Annotated in this window: 18 protein-coding genes, 1 tRNA gene and 1 pseudogene; 15 read left to right on the forward strand and 5 right to left on the reverse strand. The window is 71.7% G+C overall.

Going from position 1 to position 21585, the window contains the following annotated elements:
- Positions 1-2: 2 nt before the first annotated feature.
- Complete coding sequence (locus ACZ53N_RS16605) at positions 3-1172, reverse strand: winged helix DNA-binding domain-containing protein (protein WP_469141558.1); 1170 nt, start codon at positions 1170-1172, stop codon at positions 3-5.
- A gap of 94 nt (positions 1173-1266) precedes the next feature.
- Between ACZ53N_RS16605 and ACZ53N_RS16610 the strand changes: the two genes are divergently transcribed.
- Positions 1267-1728 carry a GNAT family N-acetyltransferase gene (locus tag ACZ53N_RS16610; protein WP_469141559.1) on the forward strand — a complete coding sequence of 154 codons (462 nt, stop codon included), beginning with the start codon at positions 1267-1269 and terminating at the stop codon, positions 1726-1728.
- Between the two features lie 63 nt (positions 1729-1791).
- Here ACZ53N_RS16610 and ACZ53N_RS16615 read toward each other — a convergent pair.
- Positions 1792-1864, reverse strand: a tRNA-Arg gene (locus ACZ53N_RS16615).
- Positions 1865-2447: 583 nt separating this feature from the next.
- Here ACZ53N_RS16615 and ACZ53N_RS16620 point away from each other — a divergent pair.
- The 7 genes from ACZ53N_RS16620 to ACZ53N_RS16650 all read left to right on the forward strand — a co-directional run bounded on the left by ACZ53N_RS16620 (position 2448) and on the right by ACZ53N_RS16650 (position 10498).
- Entirely contained in the window at positions 2448-2789 is a 342-nt protein-coding gene (locus tag ACZ53N_RS16620) for a hypothetical protein (RefSeq protein WP_469141560.1), read from the forward strand.
- A gap of 2 nt (positions 2790-2791) precedes the next feature.
- Entirely contained in the window at positions 2792-3034 is a 243-nt protein-coding gene (locus ACZ53N_RS16625; protein ID WP_469141624.1) for a DUF6255 family natural product biosynthesis protein, read from the forward strand.
- A gap of 81 nt (positions 3035-3115) precedes the next feature.
- Positions 3116-3427 (forward strand): cupin domain-containing protein, encoded by a 312-nt coding sequence (locus tag ACZ53N_RS16630; protein WP_469141561.1) that lies wholly within the window; start codon positions 3116-3118, stop codon positions 3425-3427.
- Positions 3428-3491: 64 nt separating this feature from the next.
- Entirely contained in the window at positions 3492-5120 is a 1629-nt protein-coding gene (locus tag ACZ53N_RS16635) for a serine/threonine-protein kinase (RefSeq protein WP_469141562.1), read from the forward strand.
- A 63-nt stretch (positions 5121-5183) separates the two neighbouring features.
- Positions 5184-6896 (forward strand): protein kinase domain-containing protein, encoded by a 1713-nt coding sequence (locus ACZ53N_RS16640; RefSeq protein WP_469141563.1) that lies wholly within the window; start codon positions 5184-5186, stop codon positions 6894-6896.
- 71 nt (positions 6897-6967) lie between these two features.
- On the forward strand, positions 6968-8626 hold the full coding sequence (locus ACZ53N_RS16645; protein ID WP_469141564.1) for a succinic semialdehyde dehydrogenase: 1659 nt from the start codon (positions 6968-6970) through the stop codon (positions 8624-8626).
- Between the two features lie 69 nt (positions 8627-8695).
- Entirely contained in the window at positions 8696-10498 is a 1803-nt protein-coding gene (locus ACZ53N_RS16650; protein WP_469141565.1) for a GMC family oxidoreductase N-terminal domain-containing protein, read from the forward strand.
- A 655-nt stretch (positions 10499-11153) separates the two neighbouring features.
- Here the strand turns inward: ACZ53N_RS16650 and ACZ53N_RS16655 are convergent.
- Positions 11154-11471, reverse strand: coding sequence for a chorismate mutase (locus ACZ53N_RS16655; protein WP_469141566.1), 318 nt, complete (start codon positions 11469-11471; stop codon positions 11154-11156).
- A gap of 271 nt (positions 11472-11742) precedes the next feature.
- On the opposite strand from ACZ53N_RS16655, the gene guaA reads away from it, so the two are divergent.
- The 4 genes and pseudogenes from guaA to ACZ53N_RS16675 all read left to right on the forward strand — a co-directional run bounded on the left by guaA (position 11743) and on the right by ACZ53N_RS16675 (position 15630).
- Positions 11743-13341, forward strand: a complete 1599-nt coding sequence (guaA, locus tag ACZ53N_RS16660; protein ID WP_469141567.1) for a glutamine-hydrolyzing GMP synthase — start codon at positions 11743-11745, stop codon at positions 13339-13341.
- 133 nt (positions 13342-13474) lie between these two features.
- Complete coding sequence (locus ACZ53N_RS16665; protein WP_469141568.1) at positions 13475-14059, forward strand: Uma2 family endonuclease; 585 nt, start codon at positions 13475-13477, stop codon at positions 14057-14059.
- A gap of 79 nt (positions 14060-14138) precedes the next feature.
- A pseudogene (locus ACZ53N_RS16670) lies at positions 14139-14939 on the forward strand (class II aldolase/adducin family protein); the annotation flags it as partial.
- Between the two features lie 154 nt (positions 14940-15093).
- Positions 15094-15630 (forward strand): DoxX family protein, encoded by a 537-nt coding sequence (locus ACZ53N_RS16675; RefSeq protein WP_469141569.1) that lies wholly within the window; start codon positions 15094-15096, stop codon positions 15628-15630.
- Positions 15631-15843: 213 nt separating this feature from the next.
- Here ACZ53N_RS16675 and ACZ53N_RS16680 read toward each other — a convergent pair whose 3' ends face one another.
- Both ACZ53N_RS16680 and ACZ53N_RS16685 read right to left on the reverse strand, forming a co-directional pair.
- Positions 15844-16083, reverse strand: a complete 240-nt coding sequence (locus tag ACZ53N_RS16680) for a hypothetical protein (protein ID WP_469141570.1) — start codon at positions 16081-16083, stop codon at positions 15844-15846.
- Entirely contained in the window at positions 16070-17443 is a 1374-nt protein-coding gene (locus ACZ53N_RS16685) for a PspC domain-containing protein (protein WP_469141571.1), read from the reverse strand. Before ACZ53N_RS16685 ends, ACZ53N_RS16680 begins: the two co-directional genes overlap by 14 nt.
- Positions 17444-17695: 252 nt before the next feature.
- On the opposite strand from ACZ53N_RS16685, the gene ACZ53N_RS16690 reads away from it, so the two are divergent.
- The 3 genes from ACZ53N_RS16690 to ACZ53N_RS16700 all read left to right on the forward strand — a co-directional run bounded on the left by ACZ53N_RS16690 (position 17696) and on the right by ACZ53N_RS16700 (position 21419).
- Positions 17696-19297, forward strand: coding sequence for a serine/threonine-protein kinase (locus ACZ53N_RS16690; RefSeq protein WP_469141625.1), 1602 nt, complete (start codon positions 17696-17698; stop codon positions 19295-19297).
- Between the two features lie 125 nt (positions 19298-19422).
- Complete coding sequence (locus tag ACZ53N_RS16695) at positions 19423-20739, forward strand: PspC domain-containing protein (protein ID WP_469141572.1); 1317 nt, start codon at positions 19423-19425, stop codon at positions 20737-20739.
- Positions 20736-21419, forward strand: coding sequence for a LuxR C-terminal-related transcriptional regulator (locus tag ACZ53N_RS16700; RefSeq protein WP_469141573.1), 684 nt, complete (start codon positions 20736-20738; stop codon positions 21417-21419). The genes ACZ53N_RS16695 and ACZ53N_RS16700 overlap by 4 nt, the downstream gene beginning before the upstream one ends.
- The last annotated feature ends 166 nt before the right edge of the window (positions 21420-21585 follow it).

The raw sequence follows: 21585 nt of genomic DNA on the forward strand, positions 1-21585 counted from the left end.
ACTCACGCGCACAGTTCGCGTTCCAACGGGGTGCGGAAGCGGGGCGTGACCCGCACTCCGCCCAGCCAGGCGCCCAGCCGGGCGGCCTCCGCGTCGATCGCGGAGGCCGTCTCGCGGCCCACGTCCGCCAGCGGACGCCAGACGACCTCCCCGTCCGCCCGCTGCGCCCAGCCGCCCACGACGCGCCCGTCGCTCCAGACGGTCGGGCCGACGTTGCCCGCCCGGTCGAACAGGGCGGGCACATGATCGGGTGCGAGATACCAGTCGCGGCCGCGCCACCCCATGGAGGTCGGGTCGAGCCCGGGGAGGAGCGCGACCCAGGGCTCGGCGGCGGGTCCCTCGTCGAGATCGTCCGGCAGGACGACCCCGGGCCCGTGGGCCAACTCGACGCCCGTCACCCCCACGTCGGCCAGCGCCCTGCGCGTATCGCCGAGCGTCCAGCCGGTCCACCACTTCAGATCCGCTTCCGTGGCCGGCCCGTACGCGGCGAGCCAGCGCCGCGCCACCTCGGCCTTGGCCTCCCGGACATCGATCTCCGGTAGCTGCGGCACGCGCGCGTACGGGTAGAGGCTGCTGGTCCACGAGCCGCGCGGCCGGGCGCGCCGCACATGCCCGTCCGAGGCCAGCAGCCGCAGCAACCGGCTGCCGACGCTCTGCCGCGCCTCGTAGGGCTTGCCTGGTGCCACCACGATCGTCTCCTTGAGCGCGGGCACGTCCGTGGCCAGCTCGGCCGTCGTGGCCTCACCCCGCGCGGTGAGCGCTGCCAGCACCTCGGCCTCGGTCCGCGCGAGCCGCTCCTCGTCCCAGCCCCCGTCGGTGCCGTCCCGCAGGAACTTCACGAACGCGGCGCGCTCCTTCACCGCGATCGCCCGCGCCGTGGAGGAGCTGACATACGGGGCGAACTCCCGGCTCACGGCGAACAGGGTCCGCCGCATGGACAGCAGCTTGATCAGCGTCACGTCCTCGTACAGCCCCCGCTCCACCTCCGCCGTCGACGGCTCGGCGAGCCGCGCGCACGCCGACAGATACACGGTCGCGGCGTCGGTGGCGTGGAGGGCGACGAGCGCGTCCGCCACGTCCTCGACGGTCGTCGCCCGATGGCCGGGTGCGAGCAGATGCCGCCGCCCGAGGCGGGCGCGGCGCTGCTCGTCGCTGATGCGGTGGCTCTTCATGGGGGAGAGGGTAGGGGTGGAGTAGGTCGGATTCTGTCCTCGATGAGGCGATATTCGGGTGCGCCGCGATGGCTTTGCTGAGAGGTTGCGCGGCATGGACATCCCTGATGGCGAGCCCCTGATCCGCCGCGCCACCTCCGCCGACGTGATCGGCACGGCCGAGACGTGGCTCCGCTCGTACGACGCGGCCCTGCCGACCGTGCGCCGCGCGCACACGGACGACGAGGTCCGCGACTACTTCCGCTATGTGGTGATCCCCGAGCGGGAGACGTGGGTCGCGGAGGCGGGCGGGGAGATCGTCGGGATGATGGTCCTGTACGACGGCTGGGTGGACCAGCTCTACCTCGCCCCCGCCTGGCGGGGTCGTGGCCTGGGCGACCGCTTCATGACTGTGGCGAAGGAGCGCTCCCCGTCCGGCCTGGACCTGTGGACCTTCCAGATCAACACCCCGGCCCACCGCTTCTACGAACGCCACGGGTTCGCGGTGGCGGAGCGGACGGACGGTTCGGGGAACGAGGAGCGGGAGCCGGACGTCCGCTACGTCTGGCGGCCGTAGGGCTACCTGGGGTGGGCAAACGCAAGAGGCCCCTTCCGATGTCGGAAGGGGCCTCTCGGGCTGTGCACTCGGCAGGATTCGAACCTGCAACCTCTTGATCCGTAGTCAAGTGCTCTATCCGTTGAGCTACGAGTGCGGGGCGTTGCGGGAGCAACCTTACAGGATTTTTTCCGGGTATTCGCACACCCGTGAGCGGTGGGGGTGGGGCCCGGCCCGGCCGAGCCGAATCACTGCCCACCGCACCGGCCCGCCGTTCTCATCGGCCGAGGGCACGCGGCCCGTCCCCCCGCCCACGGAGCCGTGGGTGCTTTCGGCAGCCCGAGCAAATCGGCGATCTCCCGACGGCGAGGACGTGCTCATGGCGTGGAATGACGAGGGTGCCGTGGTTGAAGCCGCAGCGGCTGACCGGATGCCTGCCGAGGATAGATCAGTGCCGATTGGGTGCTGAACGCGGCAAGCCGCTCCCCCAGCTCGTCCCCTGTGTGCCCAGTGCGTCACTTCCGACGGTAGAACGATGCCGCGCAACTGCCCAGTCGAAGAAGGCACTTGAGGGAAGTGAGGTCGAAGTGGGGAAGATTCGAGGTCATCTCTCACCCCTTGAAGGAAATTCGATGTCGAAATGAGGGTGGAGATGGGTCCACGTCGGCCGACACGCTGTAGCGGTCCCGCCGAATGCACGGGCCGGGCGCCCCCATGGAACTCGGAGAGGCTTCAGTTCGATGACGTACAGGAACGGCACGTTCGTGGTGGACACGCGGGAGAGCCGGATCGCGCAAGTGATCGGGGGTGCGGGGCAGCGGGTGCAGGTGCGGCGTCCCGGGGGTGGGCTGGAGTGGGAGGTGCCCGCTTCCGTGCTGCGCTTGGCGACGCGGGAGGAGCGGGAGGCGGCGGGCCTCTGGCCGACGGGGCCCAGGCCGTTGCTCGGTTGCGAGGAGTGCGCGGACTTGGAAGCCGCACGGCGGCAGGCGGTGGCCGGGGAGGACGAGGTGAAGGCCGGAGACGCCCTCGTCGCGCTGCGTCGGCACCGGCGGACGTCCCATCTGCTGGCGGAGGAGCGGTGACGGTGACCGTCCTCGCCAGGGAGTGCGGACATCGCTCGGGCTGGACGCGCGTCGGCGGCGAGGCCCGCTGCGAGGCCTGCGGGGTGGTGCGGTTCACGGAGTACGGGGCGCTGCGTCCCCCGGGGCTGCCTCAGGTGGTCACCCCGGTCGGGGGCGCTCGCCGGGCGGATCGCGGGGCGGCTCGGATGGTCTCGCGGACAGCCCGTCGTCCGGCCTGGTGGGGGCAGTGGCCGGGTGGCTCGTGACGCGGTCCGCGCGACGCCTGCCGGGAAGCTTTGCCCAACGGTCAGCCAACCCCGCGTCCCACGCCACTAGCGTCACCGTCCATGGAAACGATCAACGTACGAAACGTGGCCGCTGCCCTCCCCGAAGCGTGGAGTTCGCGCGTGCTCGGCGAGGTGGGCGGCGGCACCTGTGTGAAGGTGCTGCGCATGGACGACGGCGGGCTGGCGGAAGAGGCACACGCGGATGCCGAGGCGCTGTTCGTGCTCGACGGGTGCCTCGAACTCACCGTGGAGGGCGTGCCGGTGGCCGTCCGGGCCGGTGAGCTGTATGTCGTACCGCCCAATACCGCGCACGCCGTGCGACGGGGGAGTCGCGGGGTGCTGGTGGTGATCGAACGAAGCCAGGCCGGTTGAATTCGGCCTGTTGGATGGGGGACGCCGCCGGTATCGGGCCGGAGGGGTGGGGCAAGATGGGGCCATGGGGACCTTCGCTGCACCCGAAGGGTTGATTGCCGGCCGCTACCGGCTCGGGCCGAGGATCGGGCGTGGCGGCATGGGCACCGTTTGGCGTGCCAATGACGAGCTGCTGGCCCGTGAAGTCGCGGTCAAGGAGCTGCACGTCGACGACGAGCTGAGCGCCACCGAGGCGCAGGCGCACCGCGACCGGACGCTGCGCGAGGCGCGTACGGTCGCGCAGATCAAGCACCCGAACGTGATCGTCCTGCACGACATCGTCGAGCAGGACGGCCGTCCCTGGATCGTCATGGAGCTGGTGGACGGCCGGGCGTTGTCCGACCGGCTGTCGGCCGAGGGGCCGGTCCCGGCGCGGGAGGCGGCCCGGATCGGGGTCGCGTTGCTCGGGGCGCTGCGCGCCGCCCACGCGCGCGGGGTGCTGCACCGGGACATCAAGCCCGCGAACGTCCTCCTGGAGGCCGGCACCGGCCGTGTCGTGCTGACGGACTTCGGGATCGCCCAGGTGTCGGGGGCGACGACGATCACCGAGACCGGGGCATTCGTCGGCTCGCCCGAGTACACCGCGCCGGAGCGGATGTCGGGCGGCCGTGCCGGGCCGGAATCGGATCTGTGGTCCCTGGGGGTGCTGTTGTGCACCGCACTCAGTGGGGCGTCGCCCTTTCACCGTGACTCCCTCGGCGGGATCCTGCACGCCGTCGTCTACGACGAGATCCGGCCACCCGTCGACGCGGGCCCGCTGCTGCCGGTCGTACGCGGCCTGCTGGAGCGGGACCCGGCGCTCCGGATGGGCGTGGACGAGGCGGAGCGGCTGCTGCGCGGCTATCTCGACACCGGGCGGCTCACGCCGTCCGCCCGCTACACCCCGACGCAGCGCAGCGTGCCCGTACCACCGCCCGCCCCGATTCCGAGCGGGACGCCGCACAGTACGAGCGAGAGCACGGGCGTCGATCCGTCGCCCACCCGCCCGCCCCGGAACGTCCGCAGCGGGCGCGCGCGTACCGTCATGGTGGCGGCCGTCGCCCTCACCGCGCTGGCCGGCATGGGCGCCGGTCTCGCCGTCGTCCTGGTGGACCGGGAATCGAAATCGGTGGACCCGAAGGCGGGCCGCCCGTCGATCCCGTCCGGCCAGGCGTCGATCGCCGCATCCGTGCCGCCCAGTACGCCGCGCGTCAAGGCACCCGCCGGATATCAGGTCGTCCGGGACCCGGCCGGGTTCGCGCTCGCCGTGCCCGACGGCTACACCCGCTCCCTCGAACCGCCGCGTGTCTTCTACTACTCGCCCGGCAGGGAATTCCGGATCGGCATCCTCATTCAGGACGCCCGCACCGGCGGCCCGATCGGCGCGATGCGTGACTCCGCCGCCCAGGCCCCGGACCGCTACCCCGGCTACCGCGACGGCCGTGTGGAGAAGACGACCCACAAGGGGTACCCGGCGGCGTCCTGGGAGTTCACCTGGAACGGCTTCGACGGGGACGCGGGCCCCCGCCACACCTACGACCTCGGCTGGGACGAGGGCGGGAAGATGTACGACGTGTGGGTGTCGGGCCCGGCCGCCAAGTCGGTCGAGGGGCGACGGCATTTCGACACCGCCCTGGACACTTTTGTGCGGACCCGGCCGGTTTCGTCGCCCTGAACCCCGGGGCGGCCGAGGTGGCCGAGGTGCGCCCATGGGGACCGGGTTGGTAATGATGGGTTCATGACGAACCACGGGGGACGGGCCGACGAGCCCACCAGCTATGGGCTCCAGCCGCCAAGTGCTCCGGCAGCATTCGGTGCGACGAGTGCGCCCTATTCCGGCCACTTCGCACCACCGACCGGGGCGAACGGTACGTATCATCCGACGGCCCTGCACACCCCGCCCCCGGAGACCGCGGCCCCGCAGGGCACGGCCGAACCGGGCAGCGGCCGCAGAGTCGGCGGCCGCTACCGGCTCGTGTCCCGCCTCGGCCACGGCGGCATGGGCACCGTGTGGAAGGCCCGTGACGAGGTCGTCGACCGCGACGTCGCCGTGAAGGAGCCGCGCGTCCCCGACCACCTGCCGGAGAGCATGCGGCAGACCGTCTACCAGCGCATGCAGCGCGAGGCCCGCGCCGCCGCCCGCATCGACCACCCCTCGGTCGTCACCGTCCACGACGTGGTCATCGAGGACGGCCGCCCATGGATCGTCATGGAGCTGGTGCGCGGGCGCTCCCTCGCCGACCGGCTCGCCGAGGGCACCCTGGACCCGCGCGAGACCGCCCGGATCGGGCTCGCGGTCCTGGGCGCGCTGTCCGCCGCCCACGCGGCCGGGGTGCTGCACCGGGACGTCAAGCCGGACAACGTGCTGCTCGGCCCCGACGAGCGCGTGGTGCTCACCGACTTCGGCATCGCGCAGATCGAGGGCGAGCAGGGCCTGACCGAGACGGGCGCCTTCGTCGGCTCGCCCGAATTCGTCGCGCCGGAGCGGGTGTTGGGTCAGGTGCCCGGCCCGGAGTCGGACCTGTGGTCGCTGGGCGTCGTGCTCTACGCGGCCGTGGAGGGGGTCTCCCCCTTCCGCCGCACCAACACCCCCGCCACCCTCCAGAGCATCCTGTCCGCCGAACCACAGACTCCCTCACGCGGCTCGGGCGCGCTCGGATCGCTCGTCATGCAGCTGCTCCGCAAGGACCCGGCGGCCCGCCCGACGAGCGCCGAGGCCCGGCAGACGCTGGAGTCCGTGGCCCGCCCGACGGCCCCGCAGCCGACGGCGTTCACCCTGCCCGCGACGTCCGGCACCGGAACCGGCAGCCGCTGGGTGCCGCCCGTGCTCCAAGGCAACCGCAAGGCGCAGTGGGGGCTCGGCGGCGGCGTGCTCGCCCTGGGCGTCGCGGCGGCGCTCCTCATCGTCAACCCGTTCGCGGTCGGACCGGCGATACCCCTGCACTGGAAGGTCCGGGAGGAGCCGGAGATCGTCCGGGCGTCCCTCGCGGTCCCCGAGGACTACATCAAGACCACGGACGCCGACAAGGGATGGGTCGGCTTCAGCGACCCCAGCGGCGTGTTCATCATCTATCTGACCAGGGCGTCGGAGGAACCCAAGCCGGGATCCTCCGAGAAGAAGCCCGACATCGGCTCGGCCGACGCCGAGGCCGACAAGCTCAAGGCCTACTACCAGGGCGGAACGGCCCCGGGGCTCATCGACCCCGTGGCGAAGAAGACCGAGGCGACCTATCAGGGCATGGACTCGGCGGAGGTCCGGACCGTCTACCGCAAGTCCGGGAGTGACGAGTCGGACCCCAAGAGGCTCATCCGGACCCAGGTCATCGTCAATGAGGCGAAGAACGTCTCCTGGCAGCTCGAAGTGCGGATGCCCGAGAAGGGCGAGGCCCGCAAGGACGGCGACAAGCTCTTCGAGAACGTCCGCCAATACCTGAAGCTCCAGGAGAAGTAACGCCCTGGGACGGGTGAAATGAGGCTACTGGCGGGTACCCAAAGTGTCGGCCCACGCCTACGCTCGCCCTCATGACGGACTCGCGGCGCGACGTAGCGGAGATAGCAGGCACAGCGGAGACGGGAGAGGCGACGGCGGGGTCAACGGGGCACGGCGGGAACCCTGTTGCTCCCGCAGGGGCCCGTACCGCCGCCGATGTCGTCACCCCCGCCCTCGTCGCCCGGCTCACCACCGGTGCCGTCGGCAGTGGCACGACCGCCAACCACACGCCCTTCACCGGGCAGAAGCTGGCCGACCTGCCGGAGTCGAGCGCCCAGGACGTCGCCGCCGCCTTCGACCGGGCCCGCGAAGCGCAGCGCCGCTGGGCCGCCGTGCCCGTGCGGCAGCGCGCGGCGGTGCTGTTGCGCTTCCACGACCTCGTGCTCGCGCGGCAGGCCGAGGTCCTGGACCTCATCCAGCTGGAGACCGGCAAGGCCCGACTGCACGCGCACGAGGAAGTTCAGGCCGTCGCCATCGCGGCCCGCCACTACGGGCGCAAGGCACCGGCGTATCTGCGGCCCAAGGGGCACACGGGTGTCGTCCCGGCCTTCACCAAGGTGACCGAACTGCGCCAACCGCGCGGCGTCATCGGTCAGATCGCCCCCTGGAACTACCCCCTCGAACTGTCCGTCGGTGACGCCCTCCCCGCCTTCGTCGCGGGCAACGCCGTCGTGATGAAGCCCGACACCGAGACCGCGCTGACCGCCCTGTGGGCCCGTGAGCTGCTGATCGAGGCGGGCCTGCCCGCGGATGTGTGGCAGGTCGTGCTCGGGGAGGGGCCGGTCGTCGGCCCGGCCGTCGTCGCCCACGCCGACTACGTCTCCTTCACCGGCTCGACCCGCACCGGCCGCGAGGTCGCCCAGGGCGCCGCAGCCCGTCTCGTCGGCTGCTCGCTGGAGCTCGGCGGCAAGAACGCCATGCTGGTCCTGCACGACGCCGACGTCGAGAAAGCCGCCGCGGGCGCGATCCGCGGCTGCTTCTCCTCCGCAGGCCAACTGTGCATCTCCATCGAGCGGCTGTACGTCCACGAATCGGTCGCCGACGACTTCGTCCGGCGGTTCGTCGCCCGTACGAAGGCGATGCGGCTCGGCACGGGCCTCGCCTACGGCGCCGACATGGGCTCGCTCGTCTCCGACCGGCAGTTGGAGACCGTGACCCGGCACGTCGAGGAGGCAGTCGCCAAGGGCGCCACCGTCCTCGCGGGCGGCCGGCCCCGGCCCGACATCGGGCCGCTGTTCTACGAGCCGACCGTCCTCGAAGGCATCGAGGCACCCATGGCGATCTGCGCGGAGGAGACCTTCGGCCCGGTCGTCTCGCTCTACCGGTTCCGTGACGAGGACGAGGCCGTCGCACGGGCCAACGACACCCCCTACGGGCTCAACGCCAGCGTCTGGACCCGGGACGGGCGGCGGGGTCGCGCGGTCGCGGCCCGGCTGCGCTCGGGCACCGTCAACGTCAACGAGGCCTACGCGGCCGCCTACGGCAGCGTGCGGTCGCCCATGGGCGGCATGGGCGACTCGGGGCTGGGGCGCCGCCACGGCTCCGAGGGCATCCTCAAATACACCGAGGCCCAGACCGTCGCCCAGCAGCGGATCCTGCCGCTCGCCCCGGAGTTCGGACTGGACGACGAGCAGTACGCGGCGCTCATGTCGCGCGGCCTGCGCGCGATGAAGGCCCTGCGCCTGCGCTGACACCCCGCACGCTCCACGGGTCCGGCTACGGGTCCGCCTCTACGGTCCGCACCCCCTACGGAGGTACCGGTGGCAGAGTTCGACTACGACGTGATCGTCATCGGCTCGGGCTTCGGCGGTTCGGTGTCCGCCCTGCGCCTGACCGAGAAGGGGTATCGCGTCGGCGTGCTGGAGGCGGGCCGCCGCTTCACCCGCGACACCCTGCCCAGGAACTCCTGGGACCTGCGCAACTACCTCTGGGCCCCGGCCCTCGGCCTGTACGGCATCCAGCGCGTCCACCTCCTGGGCAATGTGATGGTGCTCGCGGGCGCCGGCGTGGGCGGCGGCTCGCTCAACTACGCCAACACGCTGTACGTGCCGCCGAAGCCGTTCTTCGACGACCCGCAGTGGGCACACATCACGGACTGGCAGGAGGAGCTGCGGCCGTACTACGACCAGGCCCGGCGCATGCTCGGCGTCCGCCTCAACCCGACCATGACGCCCTCGGACATCCACCTCAAGGCGGCGGCCGAGAAGATGGGCGTGGGGGACACCTTCCACCTGGCACCGGTCGGTGTGTTCTTCGGGGACGGGAGAGACGCCGAGGGCACGGCGGGCACCGCGCGGGCCGAGCCGGGCGCCGAGGTGCCCGACCCGTACTTCGGCGGCGCGGGCCCGGCCCGCAGGGCCTGCACCGAGTGCGGCGAGTGCATGACCGGCTGCCGGCACGGCGCGAAGAACTCCCTCACCGAGAACTACCTCCACCTCGCCGAGCGGGCCGGGGCCGTCATCCACCCGATGACCACGGTCGTGGCCGTCACCGAGCACCGGGGCGGCGGGTTCCGGGTCGTGGCCGTGCCCACCGACAAGCGGCGCAAGGCCCGGCCGAGGGTGCTGCGCGCGGAGCGGGTGGTCGTCGCCGCCGGTACGTACGGCACCCAGACGCTGCTGCACACGATGAAGGACAGGGGTCTGCTGCCCCGGATCCCCGACCGTCTCGGGCACCTCACCCGTACCAACTCCGAGGCCCTCGTCGGCGCCATGACCGACAACCGGCGCTACCGCAAAGCCCACGGGGTGCCAGAGGTCGACTTCACGCGCGGCGTCGCGATCACGTCGTCGGTTCACCCCAACGCCGATACCCACATCGAACCCGTCCGGTACGGCAAGGGCTCCAACGCGATGGGCTTTCTGTCGATCAGTCAGGTGCCGGTGGGCGCCCGCGCGCCCCGCGTGATGGCCTTCGCGGCGAACTGTGTGCGGCATCCCGTGGTGGCTCTGCGGTCGCTCTCGAACCGCCGCTGGTCCGAGCGCACGATCATCGGCCTCGTCATGCAGTCGCTGGACAACTCCCTGACCACGTACCGGAAGCGGAGTGGCCCGGGGAAGGGGCTGCTCACCGCCCGGCAGGGGCACGGCGCGCCCAACCCGAAGCAGATCCCCGAGGCGGCCGAGGCGGCGACGCTCATCGCGCGGGAGATCAACGGCTTCGCGGGCAGCAACGTCGGCGAGCTGATCGGCACCCCGCTGACCGCCCACTTCCTGGGCGGCTGCCCCATCGGCTCCGACGCCACCCAGGGGGTCATCGACCCGTACCACCGGCTGTACGGGCACCCGGGCATCTCCGTTGTCGACGGCGCCGCCGTCTCCGCGAACCTGGGCGTCAATCCGTCGCTGACCATCACGGCCCAGGCGGAGCGCGCGATGTCGTTCTGGCCGAACAAGGGCGAGGCGGATCCGCGCCCGGAGCAAGGCAGTGCGTACGCGCGCGTGGCCGCCGTGGAGCCCCGCAGCCCGGCGGTCCCGAAGGGCGCCTTCGGGGCGCTGCGGCTGCCGTTCCTGGCCGTGCCGGAGGTGCCGAAGCGCGCCGAGCGGGGCGTCGAGCCCGTGTGAGGTCCGGATGCGGCGTCCGTGATTGATGTCACAGGGCGGCGCGGAAAACGGCGAAGGGCCCCGTGGCCGCCTCCGCGGGGGGCGCGGGCGGTCACGGGGCCCTTGACTGCCGGCACCGGAGTCAGGGCAGGGTCGGTGCCGCGGAGCGGCGCCGGGGGAAGCGCCGCAGGTTCGAGAGGTCGCGTCGGCCCGGCCACTGGTTCAACTGGTTCAACCAATGACGGTGCGGGCCAAGGGATTTGGTGTCCCCTTGGCATCGTGGGGGATGTCCCTCGCCGGGCGCAACCGTTTCGACCGGATACGGTCGGTTCCAGGCGTCCCTGGAACCGACCGATCTTGGTTGGCGGCCGGGCTGCTGTCCCCTGCTGACCGGTCGCCGTGTCACCGGAGTGAGGTCCCACGACATACGTGCTCGTACGTCTCACACTCCGGTGGATCCGCCCTGTCGTTGCCGGGCGCCCAGGTCAACAGGGACGGAAGCCACGCGTGGATTTCGAGTGGGCCGCTCCTGGCTGGCGCGGACACCGAGTCCAACGAAGGGCGTCGGGACGCGGTCACGCGCCGTACGGGTGACGGCGCCCGAACTCGGATCCGCGTCAGGTCCGCGTCAGGCCTGCGTCCGGTCCGGTGCGGCGGGCCCGAGCCCGGAGCCGCGTCAGATCCGTCCCCGGCACAGCTCCAGGAGGGTCATGGCCAGCGTGGTGCCGGGCTTGCCGAGCTGGTCGCTGAAGTGGGTGAGGATCTCCATCTCGCGGGCGAGGCTCACCCGGGGGCCGCCCGAGGCGATCCGCTTGCGTTGGATCACCGCCGAGACGGCCATCCGCTCCTGTACGAGCCCGATGATCCGCCCGTCGAGATCATCGATCCGCCCGCGCGCGTCGGTGATCAGGTGGACGGCCTCGTCCGTGCGGGCGCCGGTCTCGGCGGCGGTCGGGGTCGGGGCGGTCCGGGGTGCGGCGGTCGGGGTGCTCATGTCCGTGTCTCCTGGGGTCTCTGCGGGTTTCGGGGGTTCTGGAGCCCCGTGGCCGGTCATCGGACCCGGAAAACGCAGGACGCCCCGGGCCTTGTCGGCCCGGGGCGCCTGGGAAGTCGCTGATCAGTGTGTCAAGCAGCACAACCATGGCAGCCGGTCGGGCCGGTGCCATAGGTAAACGCGAAGGTGAGCTGCTTAAACATGGGGCTCAGTATGAGCCCGTTAGAATGGAAAGTCCAACCCCCCGTTTCACCGCCGGAAGGCCGCCGAAGTGCCATCAGCGTCCCCTGCTGCCGCCCACGACAACGCCGCGGACCCCGTCCTCGTTGTCGACTTCGGCGCGCAGTACGCCCAGCTCATCGCCCGCCGCGTCCGCGAGGCCCGGGTCTACAGCGAGATCGTCCCGTCCACCATGCCGGTGGAGGAGATGCTCGCCAAGAACCCGAAGGCGATCATCCTCTCCGGCGGTCCGTCGTCGGTCTACGCGGAAGGTGCCCCGAGCATCGACCGCTCCCTCTTCGAAGCCGACGTTCCCGTCTTCGGTATGTGCTACGGCTTCCAGCTGATGGCCACCACCCTGGGCGGCACCGTCGACGACAACGGCGCCCGTGAGTACGGCCGCACCCCGCTGACCGTCTCCAAGGTCAGCTCCACCCTCTTCGAGGGCACGCCGGCCGAGCAGTCGGTGTGGATGTCGCACGGCGACGCCTGCTCCGCCGCCCCCGAGGGCTTCACCGTCACCGCGTCCACGGACGTCGTGCCGGTCGCCGCCTTCGAGAACGACGAGAAGAAGCTCTACGGCGTCCAGTACCACCCCGAGGTGCTGCACTCCACCCACGGCCAGCAGGTCCTGGAGCACTTCCTCTACCGCGGTGCCGGCATCGAGCCCACCTGGACCACCGGCAACGTCATCGAGGAGCAGATCGCCTCGATCCGTGAGCAGGTCGGCACCAAGCGTGCCATCTGCGGGCTGTCCGGCGGCGTCGACTCCGCCGTGGCCGCCGCCCTCGTCCAGAAGGCCATCGGCTCCCAGCTCACCTGCGTCTACGTCGACCACGGCCTGATGCGCAAGGGCGAGACCGAGCAGGTCGAGAAGGACTTCGTCGCCGCGACCGGTGTGCAGCTCAAGGTCGTCGACGCGCAGGAGCGCTTCCTGACCGCGCTCGCTGGCGTCTCCGACCCGGAGACCAAGCGCAAGATCATCGGTCGTGAGTTCATCCGCGTCTTCGAGCAGGCGCAGGCCGAGATCGTCGCCGAGGGCGCGGCCGACGGCGAGGACGTCGCGTTCCTGGTCCAGGGCACGCTCTACCCGGACGTGGTCGAGTCCGGCGGCGGCACCGGCACCGCGAACATCAAGTCCCACCACAACGTGGGCGGCCTCCCCGAGGACCTCGAGTTCAAGCTCATCGAGCCGCTGCGCCAGCTGTTCAAGGACGAGGTCCGCATGGTCGGCGCCGAGCTGGGCCTGCCGGACGAGATCGTCCAGCGCCAGCCCTTCCCCGGCCCGGGCCTCGGTATCCGCATCGTCGGTGAGGTCACCAAGGAGCGTCTGGACCTGCTGCGCGAGGCCGACGCCATCGCCCGCGAGGAGCTGACGGCCGCCGGTCTGGACAACGAGATCTGGCAGTGCCCGGTGGTCCTGCTGGCGGACGTCCGCAGCGTCGGCGTCCAGGGCGACGGCCGCACCTACGGTCACCCGATCGTGCTGCGCCCGGTCTCCTCCGAGGACGCCATGACGGCGGACTGGACCCGGATGCCGTACGAGGTGCTCGCGAAGATCTCGACCCGCATCACCAACGAGGTCAAGGACGTCAACCGCGTGGTGCTCGACGTGACGAGCAAGCCGCCGGGGACGATCGAGTGGGAGTGATCCCACCGACCTTCCGATAGGCCTTTTGTACGGTCAACGCCGATGCCGTCGCTCATTCGTTTGGGTGGCGGCATCGGCGTTCGTGGTGGGTACGCTGGCCGTACGGCCCAGAATCCCGTCCATGGGAGGACTTATGACCGCTGAGATCGCGCACCACTGGCCGGTGCCGCCGCAGGACGGTTACACCGTGGACGACCTGCTGACGCTGCCCGACCTCCCGCCGCACACGGAGCTGATCGACGGGAGCCTGGTTTTCGTGAGTCCACAACGGTATTTCCACAGCGTTGTGATCGATCTTCTGGTGAACGGCTTGCGGCGCAGCGCGCCGCCCGAGCTCAGGGTCGCCCGGGAAATGACCGTGGTGATCGACAAGCGCAACGGCCCGGAGCCGGACGTCCTGGTTGTACGCGCCGCGTCGGTACGGAGCCGAGGACAGACGAGCTTCCAGGTCAGGGATGTGATGCTGGCAGTCGAGGTCGTCTCGCCGGATTCCGAGTCCCGGGACCACGACACCAAGCCGCACAAGTACGCCACCGCGGGCATCCCGTACTTCTGGCGGGTGGAGATGGCGGGTGTGGACGACCAGCCGGTGGTCCAGGTCTTCGAGCTGGACAAAGAAACGCGTCAGTACGCTCCGACAGGAACGTACCGGGGCGCGCTCAAGCTCGCCGTGCCCTTCGACATCGACATCGATCTCACGGAGATCGATCGGATGTAACCTCCGGCGCGCATGACTCTGGCCCCCTCCGGTACCCGGCGGTAGCTTCCGTGGCGTAACCACGGAACAGCCCGAGGAGACCGCCATGCCGCAGCCGACCCCGCCGGAGCCCGTCCCCACCGACCAGCTCCACTTCGCGATGCCGCCCCAGCACGAGACCGTCGAGGACGAGCGGCGGCACCGCAAGGAGCGGCTCGCGGCCGCGCTGCGGCTCTTCGGGCGGCTCGGGTTCGAGGAGGGCGTGGCCGGTCATATCACCGCGCGGGACCCGGAGTTCACGGACTGCTTCTGGGTCAATCCGTTCGGGATGTCCTTCAAGCACGTCACCGTCTCCGATCTGATCCTGGTGAACCACCAGGGGCAGGTCGTCGAGGGGCGCTACCACGTCAACCAGGCGGCGTTCGCGATTCATTCGCAGGTCCACCGGGCCCGGCCGGACGTCGTGGCCGCCGCGCACAGCCATTCCACGTACGGGCGGGCGCTGGCCGCGCTGGGGGAGCCGCTGGAGCCGATCACGCAGGACGTCTGCGCCTTCTACCAGGACCACGCGGTCTTCGACGACTACACGGGCGTGGTCCTCGACGAGGAGGAGGGGCGGCGGATCGCGACCACCCTCGGGCCGCACAAGGCCGTGATCCTGCGCAACCACGGGCTGCTGACCGTCGGGGACTCCGTCGACGCGGCGGCGTGGTGGTTCATCACGATGGAGCGTTCCTGCCAGGTGCAGCTGGTCGCGAAGGCCGCCGGGAAGCCGGTGCTCATCGACCCCGAGAGCGCGCTGCACACCCGCGAGCAGCTCGGCAACGACCTGGTGGCGTGGATCAATTACCAGCCGCTGTACCAGCAGATCACCCGCAGCGAGCCGGAGCTGCTGGGCTGAGCCCCGGCTGACCCGCTGACCGGCGCCCTGACAGGGGTGGCGGAGTTTTCCACAGCACTGTGGTTGTCCACAGGGCTGAACACGTTCCGCTCGACGTACGTATGGTCGGGGGTGAGAGCAGTGGCGGGGCGATGGCGGAGAGGTGGCGGGTGGCATGGTTTTCACAGGTCGTACGGGCACGGCCGGCGGTGGCGCGGACCGGCGGTCCGGCCTCTCGCGGTACGCGCTGCTGCCCCTGCGTGTCTTCCTGGGCGTCACGTTCGTCTACGCGGGGCTCGACAAACTCACCGACTCGGCCTTTCTGGCGAGCAGCGGTCCGGGCTCCCTCGGGGAGCTGATGCGCGCGGTGCGGGACAGCGCCGCGATCCCCGGTCTGGTCGACCTGGCGCTGAAGAACCCCGTCGGCTTCGGCTACGCCATCGGTATCGGCGAGCTCGTGGTCGGCATAGCCACCCTGCTGGGGTTGTTCGCCCGGGTGGCGGCGATCGGTGGCGCTCTCATTTCCCTCAGCCTGTGGCTGACCGTGAGTTGGGCGACCACGCCCTACTACTACGGTAATGACCTCGCCTATCTGATGGCCTGGCTGCCGCTGGTCCTCGCGGGCGCGCCCATATTTTCTGCCGATGCTGCCTTGCGCCGTAGGCGCTTTCGCTGGGGCCGCCGGGCCTTCCGGGGCAGCCTGCCGGCGTGATCGGGCGGTCTGTGCCGCCTGCGGCGGAGAGCGCCCGGCGGGCGCCTCCTCAAACTCCCCCAGCTACCGCTGGGAGGTGCCCCCAACGGGCTTGGCGGCTGAGCTCAGCCAAACCAGCCCGTCCGGCGCTTGAGGACACAGCACAGCAGCCCGTCCGGCGCGTGAGGACACCGCCGCGCAGTGGAGGTGCGCACGCCACCGCCTCGACCCCGGTCACCCCGACCGTCCGGGCTCCCGGTCGCCAGGCTCCGCGCCGAGCTCGCGGCGGCGGCGGACGGAGACGGCGAGAGCGGAGACCGTGCCGGAGACGCAGAGGCCGATGCCCAGGGCCGGCAGCAGCACGTAGGCGGGGAAGTGCCACCGGCCGGCGGCCGCGGCGAGATAGGCGGCGCAGCCGCCCAGGAGGACGAGTCCGATGACGAGCTTGCCCGGTTCGAAGTCATGGCGTCGCACGGGTCACCTCCACCTGGCCGATACCGACCTCGAGCCGGATCTCCAGCGTGCCGCGCGAGGTGTGCCCGGCCGGCGGCGGCAGGGTGATCCGCTTGCGTTGCCCCGGGCTGATGTCGATGTCGTCGCGCTGCTCGCCGGGCAGCTGGATGTCGCCGAGGCCGACCTCGACGTCGAGCCGGGCCGTGACGTCCGGGGGCACGATGATCTTGAGCTGCCCGGCGCCCGCCCCGGCGCTCGTGCCGATCGACGTGTCCTTCGGCCAGGCGACACCCGACAGGTCGAGCACGCCGACGCCGCTGCCCACCTCGTAGTGGTCCCGGACCTCCGCCGCGCTCGTCGGGCGCCAGGTCCTGCGGGTCCAGTCGGCCGTCACCGATTCCGGCAGCGCGGCGGCGCCCGTGAGCAGGACGCCGGTCAGCACCGCCGCGAAGACGGTCCCGCCGCCCGTGCGCCCGTACCGCGAGCTCGTCGCGATGCCGAGGCCGAAGACGCCGAGCGCGCACGCGAGGCCGATCTCCAGGGAGGTGCCCAAGGGCCGGTCGTGCCGGGTCAGCCCGGTGCCGAGCGCGAAGGCGGCCAACGCCAGCAGGAAGACCCATCCGCCCAGCGCCCGCCCGGCAGGCTGCGGCGTGGCGGGCGCCGGGGGGAAGGGCGGATGGATGGTCGCGGCCTTCGGCCTGTACAGGCCGTCGAACGGGCCGTGGCCGCCGTACCGGCCGTGGTCGGCGGCCGGGCCGGTGCCCAGCTCGTCGTCGGGACCCCACAAATACCCCGTGCCCGCAGGGGCCGGGCCCGCCATGCCGTCCTTGACGATCGGGTCGCGCCACCAGGAGGGGGTGCCCGGCGTGGGCGGTGCCTTCGTCTCCGGCGGGGCCTCCACTGTCTTCTGCGTGGCGGGGGCGTCCTCCTCGCCGTCGGCGGGCCGGTGATGCTGTGACCAGTAGGCCGCGCCGACGATCGCGACGGTCAGCGCCAGCGAGAAGGCCATCGCACCGCTGTTGTTGAGCATCGACAGGAACAGGCCGCAGCCCACCAGCGCGCAGAGCAGCGCCGTCAGGGCCGGGCCCTCGACCCGGCCCGACAGCATCCGCCGGGCCTCGTTCTCCTCCTCGCCCTCCAGCGGGATGAGCAGCCACGCAAGCCCGTAGACGATCAGGCCCAGCCCGCCGGTGACCCCGAGCACGCCCAGCACCACCCGGAAGACGACCGGGTCCAGGTCGAAGCAGCGGCCGAGGCCCCCGCAGACTCCGGAGAGCACCTTGTGCTCACGGCTGCGCCGCAAGGGCGGCCTGGCGCCCGGCGGCGGGTGGGGCGCCGGGTCCGCGGGCCGGGAGCCCTGGGCGGTTGGTGCGTCGGTCATACGCACATGGTGTCAACCGGGCGGTGCGAAAGGCATCCGTGGAGACCCTGCTCGTTCCCTGAGATTTTCCCTGAGACGGTGGCGGATATCGTGGCGCATCGAACACGCATGTGGGAACCGGAGGGGCGCACGGTGTCTGAGTCAGTGTCCGGGGCTGCGTCCGGGTGGCCCGAGGCGGCCGGATCGCGGCCGGACCGGGGTCTGCTGATCGCCGGGCGGTACCGGCTCCTCGAGCGTGTGGGCCGCGGCGGCATGGGCACCGTCTGGCGTGCCGGGGACGAGCTGCTGGACCGTCAGGTGGCCATCAAGCAGCTGCACGTCTCCCCGTATCTGGAGGAGGACGAACTCGCCACCCTCTACGAGCGCACCCGTCGCGAGGCGCGCAGCGCGGCCCGCATCAACCACCCCAATGTGGTCGTCGTCCACGATGTGGTCGAGCACGACGGACTGCCGTGCATCGTGATGGAGTACGTGCCGTCGACGACGCTCGGCGACGTGCTCCGGCAGGGCACCGTCTCGCCGGACGAGGCGGCCCGCATCGGGCGCGGCATGATCGCGGCGTTGCGGGCGGCCCACGCGGCCGGGGTGCTGCACCGCGACGTCAAGCCCGGCAACGTGCTGCTCGGCGAGGACGGGCGGGTCGTGCTCACCGACTTCGGCATCGCCCAGTCCACCGGCACGTCGACGCTGACCAAGACGGGCGAGATGGTCGGTTCGATCGACTACATCGCCCCCGAGCGGGTCAAGGGGGCCAAGCCGGGCCCCGCGTCCGACCTGTGGGCGCTCGGCGCGACGCTGTATCAGGCCCTGGAAGGGCGACCGCCGTTCCGCAAGGACACCGCCGTCGAGACGGCCTACGCCATCGCCATGGCCCCGTTGGAACCGCCCCTGCGGGCGGGCCCGCTGACCCGGCTGATCGAGACCCTGCTCGCCAAGGAACCGGATCTGCGCCCGCCCGCCGAGCTGGCCGAGCAGATCCTGCGCGAGCCGGTGGCCGAGGTGGAGACGGCGTATCTGCGCATACCGGAGCGGCGGACCGAGCGCACGACGACCACCACCTGTGCGCCCACGGCCATCCCGTCCGCCGGGCGCGACGAGTCCGCCGAGCCACCGGGGCCTGTGGAGGCCGAGGAGACGGCGGGGACGGTCGCTTCCTCCAAGGCGCCCGGCGCGGCGGGGGAGCGGGCAGCCGGTGCCGTGCGTGAAGGCGGCCGCCGCCGGATCCGCACGCTCCTGTGGGGCGCGACGGCCACCGTCGTCGTCGCCGGGCTCGCGGCCGGGGCGTTCCTCATGACGTGGGACGTCGGCCCCGGCGAGGACACCGAACCCCGGGCCGCCGCTCCCAAGAGCGAGCGGAGCACCGTTCCCTCTCCGGCCGGCTGGCGGCCACCGCCCGTGCCGGCGGGGTACCACCTGGTGGAGGAGAAGCAGCTCGGTGTCTCCTTCCCCGTGCCGAACGGCTGGAGCCGTAAGGAGAAGTCGCCCGTCGAGGTCGACTACATCGCCCCGGGCGGGCTCGTCGGCATCAAGGTCAACGTCCTCGACTTCGCGAGCCCCGACCACCTCCGGCACTGGAAGGAGGTCGAGGAGCAGCTCAAGACGGAGGTCGACGGCTACCGGCTGGGCCGGATGCAGGAGACCAAGTTCCGGGGCGAGCCCGCAGCGGTATGGGAGTTCACCTTCAAGGGCCGGGTCCGCGAGTTCAGGGCCATCGACCTCGGGTTCGGCCGGGAGGGCGGCAACGAGTACGCCCTCTACCTCTCCGCGCCGAAGGACGAGTGGAACCGGCACGTCGCCGTCTTCAATGTGCTCCGCGACGGCTTCCGGCCGGGGCCGGCCGGACCGGGCTCGTAAGCGCCGGGCTTCCCAGGGGCCACGCGTACCGGGACGGGCGCGTGGCGGACGTACCGGGCTTTCCCCGGGTCCGGTCAGGGACGACCCTGATACCCCTACGGGCATGGGCATGTGACGATCGGAGCATGACCAGCGCATCGACGACGCCGCCCCGCGCCGCAAGCGCCTACGGGCCGCCGCCCGACCCCGACGCCCGTCCGCTGCGCAAGCTGTACCGCAGTGCCGAGGGACGGCTGCTGGGCGGCGTGGCCCGGGGGCTCGCGGGGCACCTGGGCATGCCGGTGTCGTGGGTGCGGGTCGCGTTCGGCGCGCTGTTCATGGTGCAGGGCATGGGGGCCGTGCTCTACGCGGTGTTCTGGTTCGTCGTGCCGCTCGGCGTCGGCGGGGTCGAGGCACCACGCGCGGCGACCGCCACCGAGGCCACCCCGGACGGGCGCAGACGGCTCTTCGCCCGTAAGCCCGACCGCGGCCAGGTCTTCGCGCTCATCGCCGTCATCATCGGCGTCGCGATCTTCGTCGACACGCTCCAGCTCGGCCGTGCCAACGCCTACATCTGGCCGCTGCTGCTGATCGGCGCGGGGGTCGCCCTCGTCTGGCGGCAGGCCGACAACGCCCGGCGGGCCCACTGGATGGAGGTCAGCCGCCGCAAGCGGGTCCTGCCGCTCGCGCGCGGCGCGGCGGGCGTGCTGCTGGTCGGCGCCGGGGTCACCGGCATGGTCGTCCTCCAGGGCTCGGCCCGGCACCTGGGCACGGTCCTCCAGGCCTCGCTGGCCGTCGTGGTGGGGATCGCGCTGCTGGCGGGGCCCTCGGTCGTCCGGATGACGCAGGACCTCTCGGCGGAACGGACGATGCGCATCCGCGCCCAGGAGCGCGCCGAGGTGGCCGCCCACGTCCACGACTCCGTCCTGCACACCCTCACCCTCATCCAGCGCAACGCCGACGACCCCCGCGAGGTCGCCCGTCTCGCCCGCGCCCAGGAGCGGGAGCTGCGCGCCTGGCTCTACAAGCCCGAGGGGCGCGGCAAGGACGAGGCCGAGGAGCCCACCACCCTGGCCGAGGCCGTGAAGGCCACCGCCGCGGAGGTGGAGGACTACCACGGGGTCCCGATCGAGGTCGTCGTCGTCGGCGACTGCCCGCTGGACGAGCGGCTGGCAGCGCAGCAGCAAGCCGCCCGGGAAGCCATGGTCAACGCCGCCAAGTACGGTGGCGAGGGCGGCGCCGTCCAGGTCTATGCCGAGGTCGAGGGGCGTACGGTCTTCATCTCCGTACGGGACCGGGGGCCCGGCTTCGATCCGGACGCCGTTCCCGAGGACCGGATGGGCGTCCGCGAATCGATCATCGGCAGGATGCAGCGCAACGGCGGCACGGCGAGACTGCGTTCCGCGCCCGACGGGGGGACCGAAGTGGAGCTGGAAATGGAGAGGGCGGAGAAGGCGTCATGACGACCGAAGAAGTGACGGAGCGCCATGCGAGGGTCGTGCTCGTGGACGACCACCGGATGTTCCGCACCGGTGTGCAGGCCGAGATCGGAGCCACCGAGCGGACGGGTGTCGAGGTCGTGGGCGAGGCCGCCGACGTCGACCAGGCGGTGACGGTCATCACGGCGACCCGCCCCGAAGTCGTCCTCCTGGACGTCCATCTGCCCGGCGGCGGCGGGGTGGAGGTGCTGCGCCGCAGCGCCGCGATGATGGCCGACCCCGAGTCCCCGGTGCGCTTCCTGGCCCTGTCGGTCTCCGACGCCGCCGAGGACGTCATCGGTGTCATCCGCGGCGGCGCCCGCGGTTACGTCACCAAGACCATCACCGGCACGGACCTGATCGACGCGATCTTCCGGGTCAAGGACGGCGACGCCGTCTTCTCGCCCCGCCTGGCCGGCTTCGTGCTCGACGCCTTCGCGTCGACGGACGCCCCGCCGGTCGACGAGGACCTCGACCGGCTGACGCAGCGCGAGCGCGAGGTGCTGCGCCTGATCGCGCGCGGCTACGCCTACAAGGAGATCGCCAAGCAGCTCTTCATCTCGGTCAAGACGGTCGAGTCGCATGTCTCGGCGGTGCTGCGCAAGCTCCAGCTGTCCAACCGCCACGAGCTGACCCGGTGGGCCACGGCCCGCAGGCTGGTCTGACCGGCCGGCCCCGGGGCGCCTGCCTGCCAGGTCCGGACCTGCGGGTGGGCGCGGCTGTCGCTCCCCCGCCCACCGGGAGGAACGGCGGCGGAACCTTCGCGTCCCCCGTGGCATCTTGAACGGACGAGAGGCTCTCACTCACGCAGGGCCGGGGCCCGCCGGGCCC

The organism is Streptomyces sp. NPDC033229 (assembly GCF_055576875.1).

What these genes read in the sequence shown, in the direction of transcription:
- ACZ53N_RS16620 (WP_469141560.1), top strand. Translation starts at nt 2,448, where the DNA reads ATGACGTACAGGAACGGCACGTTCGTGGTGGACACGCGGGAGAGCCGG.
- ACZ53N_RS16695 (WP_469141572.1), top strand. Translation starts at nt 19,423, where the DNA reads ATGACCAGCGCATCGACGACGCCGCCCCGCGCCGCAAGCGCCTACGGG.
- ACZ53N_RS16655 (WP_469141566.1), bottom strand. Translation starts at nt 11,471, where the DNA reads ATGAGCACCCCGACCGCCGCACCCCGGACCGCCCCGACCCCGACCGCC.
- ACZ53N_RS16610 (WP_469141559.1), top strand. Translation starts at nt 1,267, where the DNA reads ATGGACATCCCTGATGGCGAGCCCCTGATCCGCCGCGCCACCTCCGCC.
- ACZ53N_RS16665 (WP_469141568.1), top strand. Translation starts at nt 13,475, where the DNA reads ATGACCGCTGAGATCGCGCACCACTGGCCGGTGCCGCCGCAGGACGGT.
- ACZ53N_RS16675 (WP_469141569.1), top strand. Translation starts at nt 15,094, where the DNA reads ATGGTTTTCACAGGTCGTACGGGCACGGCCGGCGGTGGCGCGGACCGG.
- ACZ53N_RS16640 (WP_469141563.1), top strand. Translation starts at nt 5,184, where the DNA reads ATGACGAACCACGGGGGACGGGCCGACGAGCCCACCAGCTATGGGCTC.
- ACZ53N_RS16685 (WP_469141571.1), bottom strand. Translation starts at nt 17,443, where the DNA reads ATGACCGACGCACCAACCGCCCAGGGCTCCCGGCCCGCGGACCCGGCG.
- ACZ53N_RS16605 (WP_469141558.1), bottom strand. Translation starts at nt 1,172, where the DNA reads ATGAAGAGCCACCGCATCAGCGACGAGCAGCGCCGCGCCCGCCTCGGG.
- ACZ53N_RS16690 (WP_469141625.1), top strand. Translation starts at nt 17,696, where the DNA reads ATGGGCACCGTCTGGCGTGCCGGGGACGAGCTGCTGGACCGTCAGGTG.
- ACZ53N_RS16630 (WP_469141561.1), top strand. Translation starts at nt 3,116, where the DNA reads ATGGAAACGATCAACGTACGAAACGTGGCCGCTGCCCTCCCCGAAGCG.
- ACZ53N_RS16700 (WP_469141573.1), top strand. Translation starts at nt 20,736, where the DNA reads ATGACGACCGAAGAAGTGACGGAGCGCCATGCGAGGGTCGTGCTCGTG.
- ACZ53N_RS16645 (WP_469141564.1), top strand. Translation starts at nt 6,968, where the DNA reads ATGACGGACTCGCGGCGCGACGTAGCGGAGATAGCAGGCACAGCGGAG.
- ACZ53N_RS16635 (WP_469141562.1), top strand. Translation starts at nt 3,492, where the DNA reads ATGGGGACCTTCGCTGCACCCGAAGGGTTGATTGCCGGCCGCTACCGG.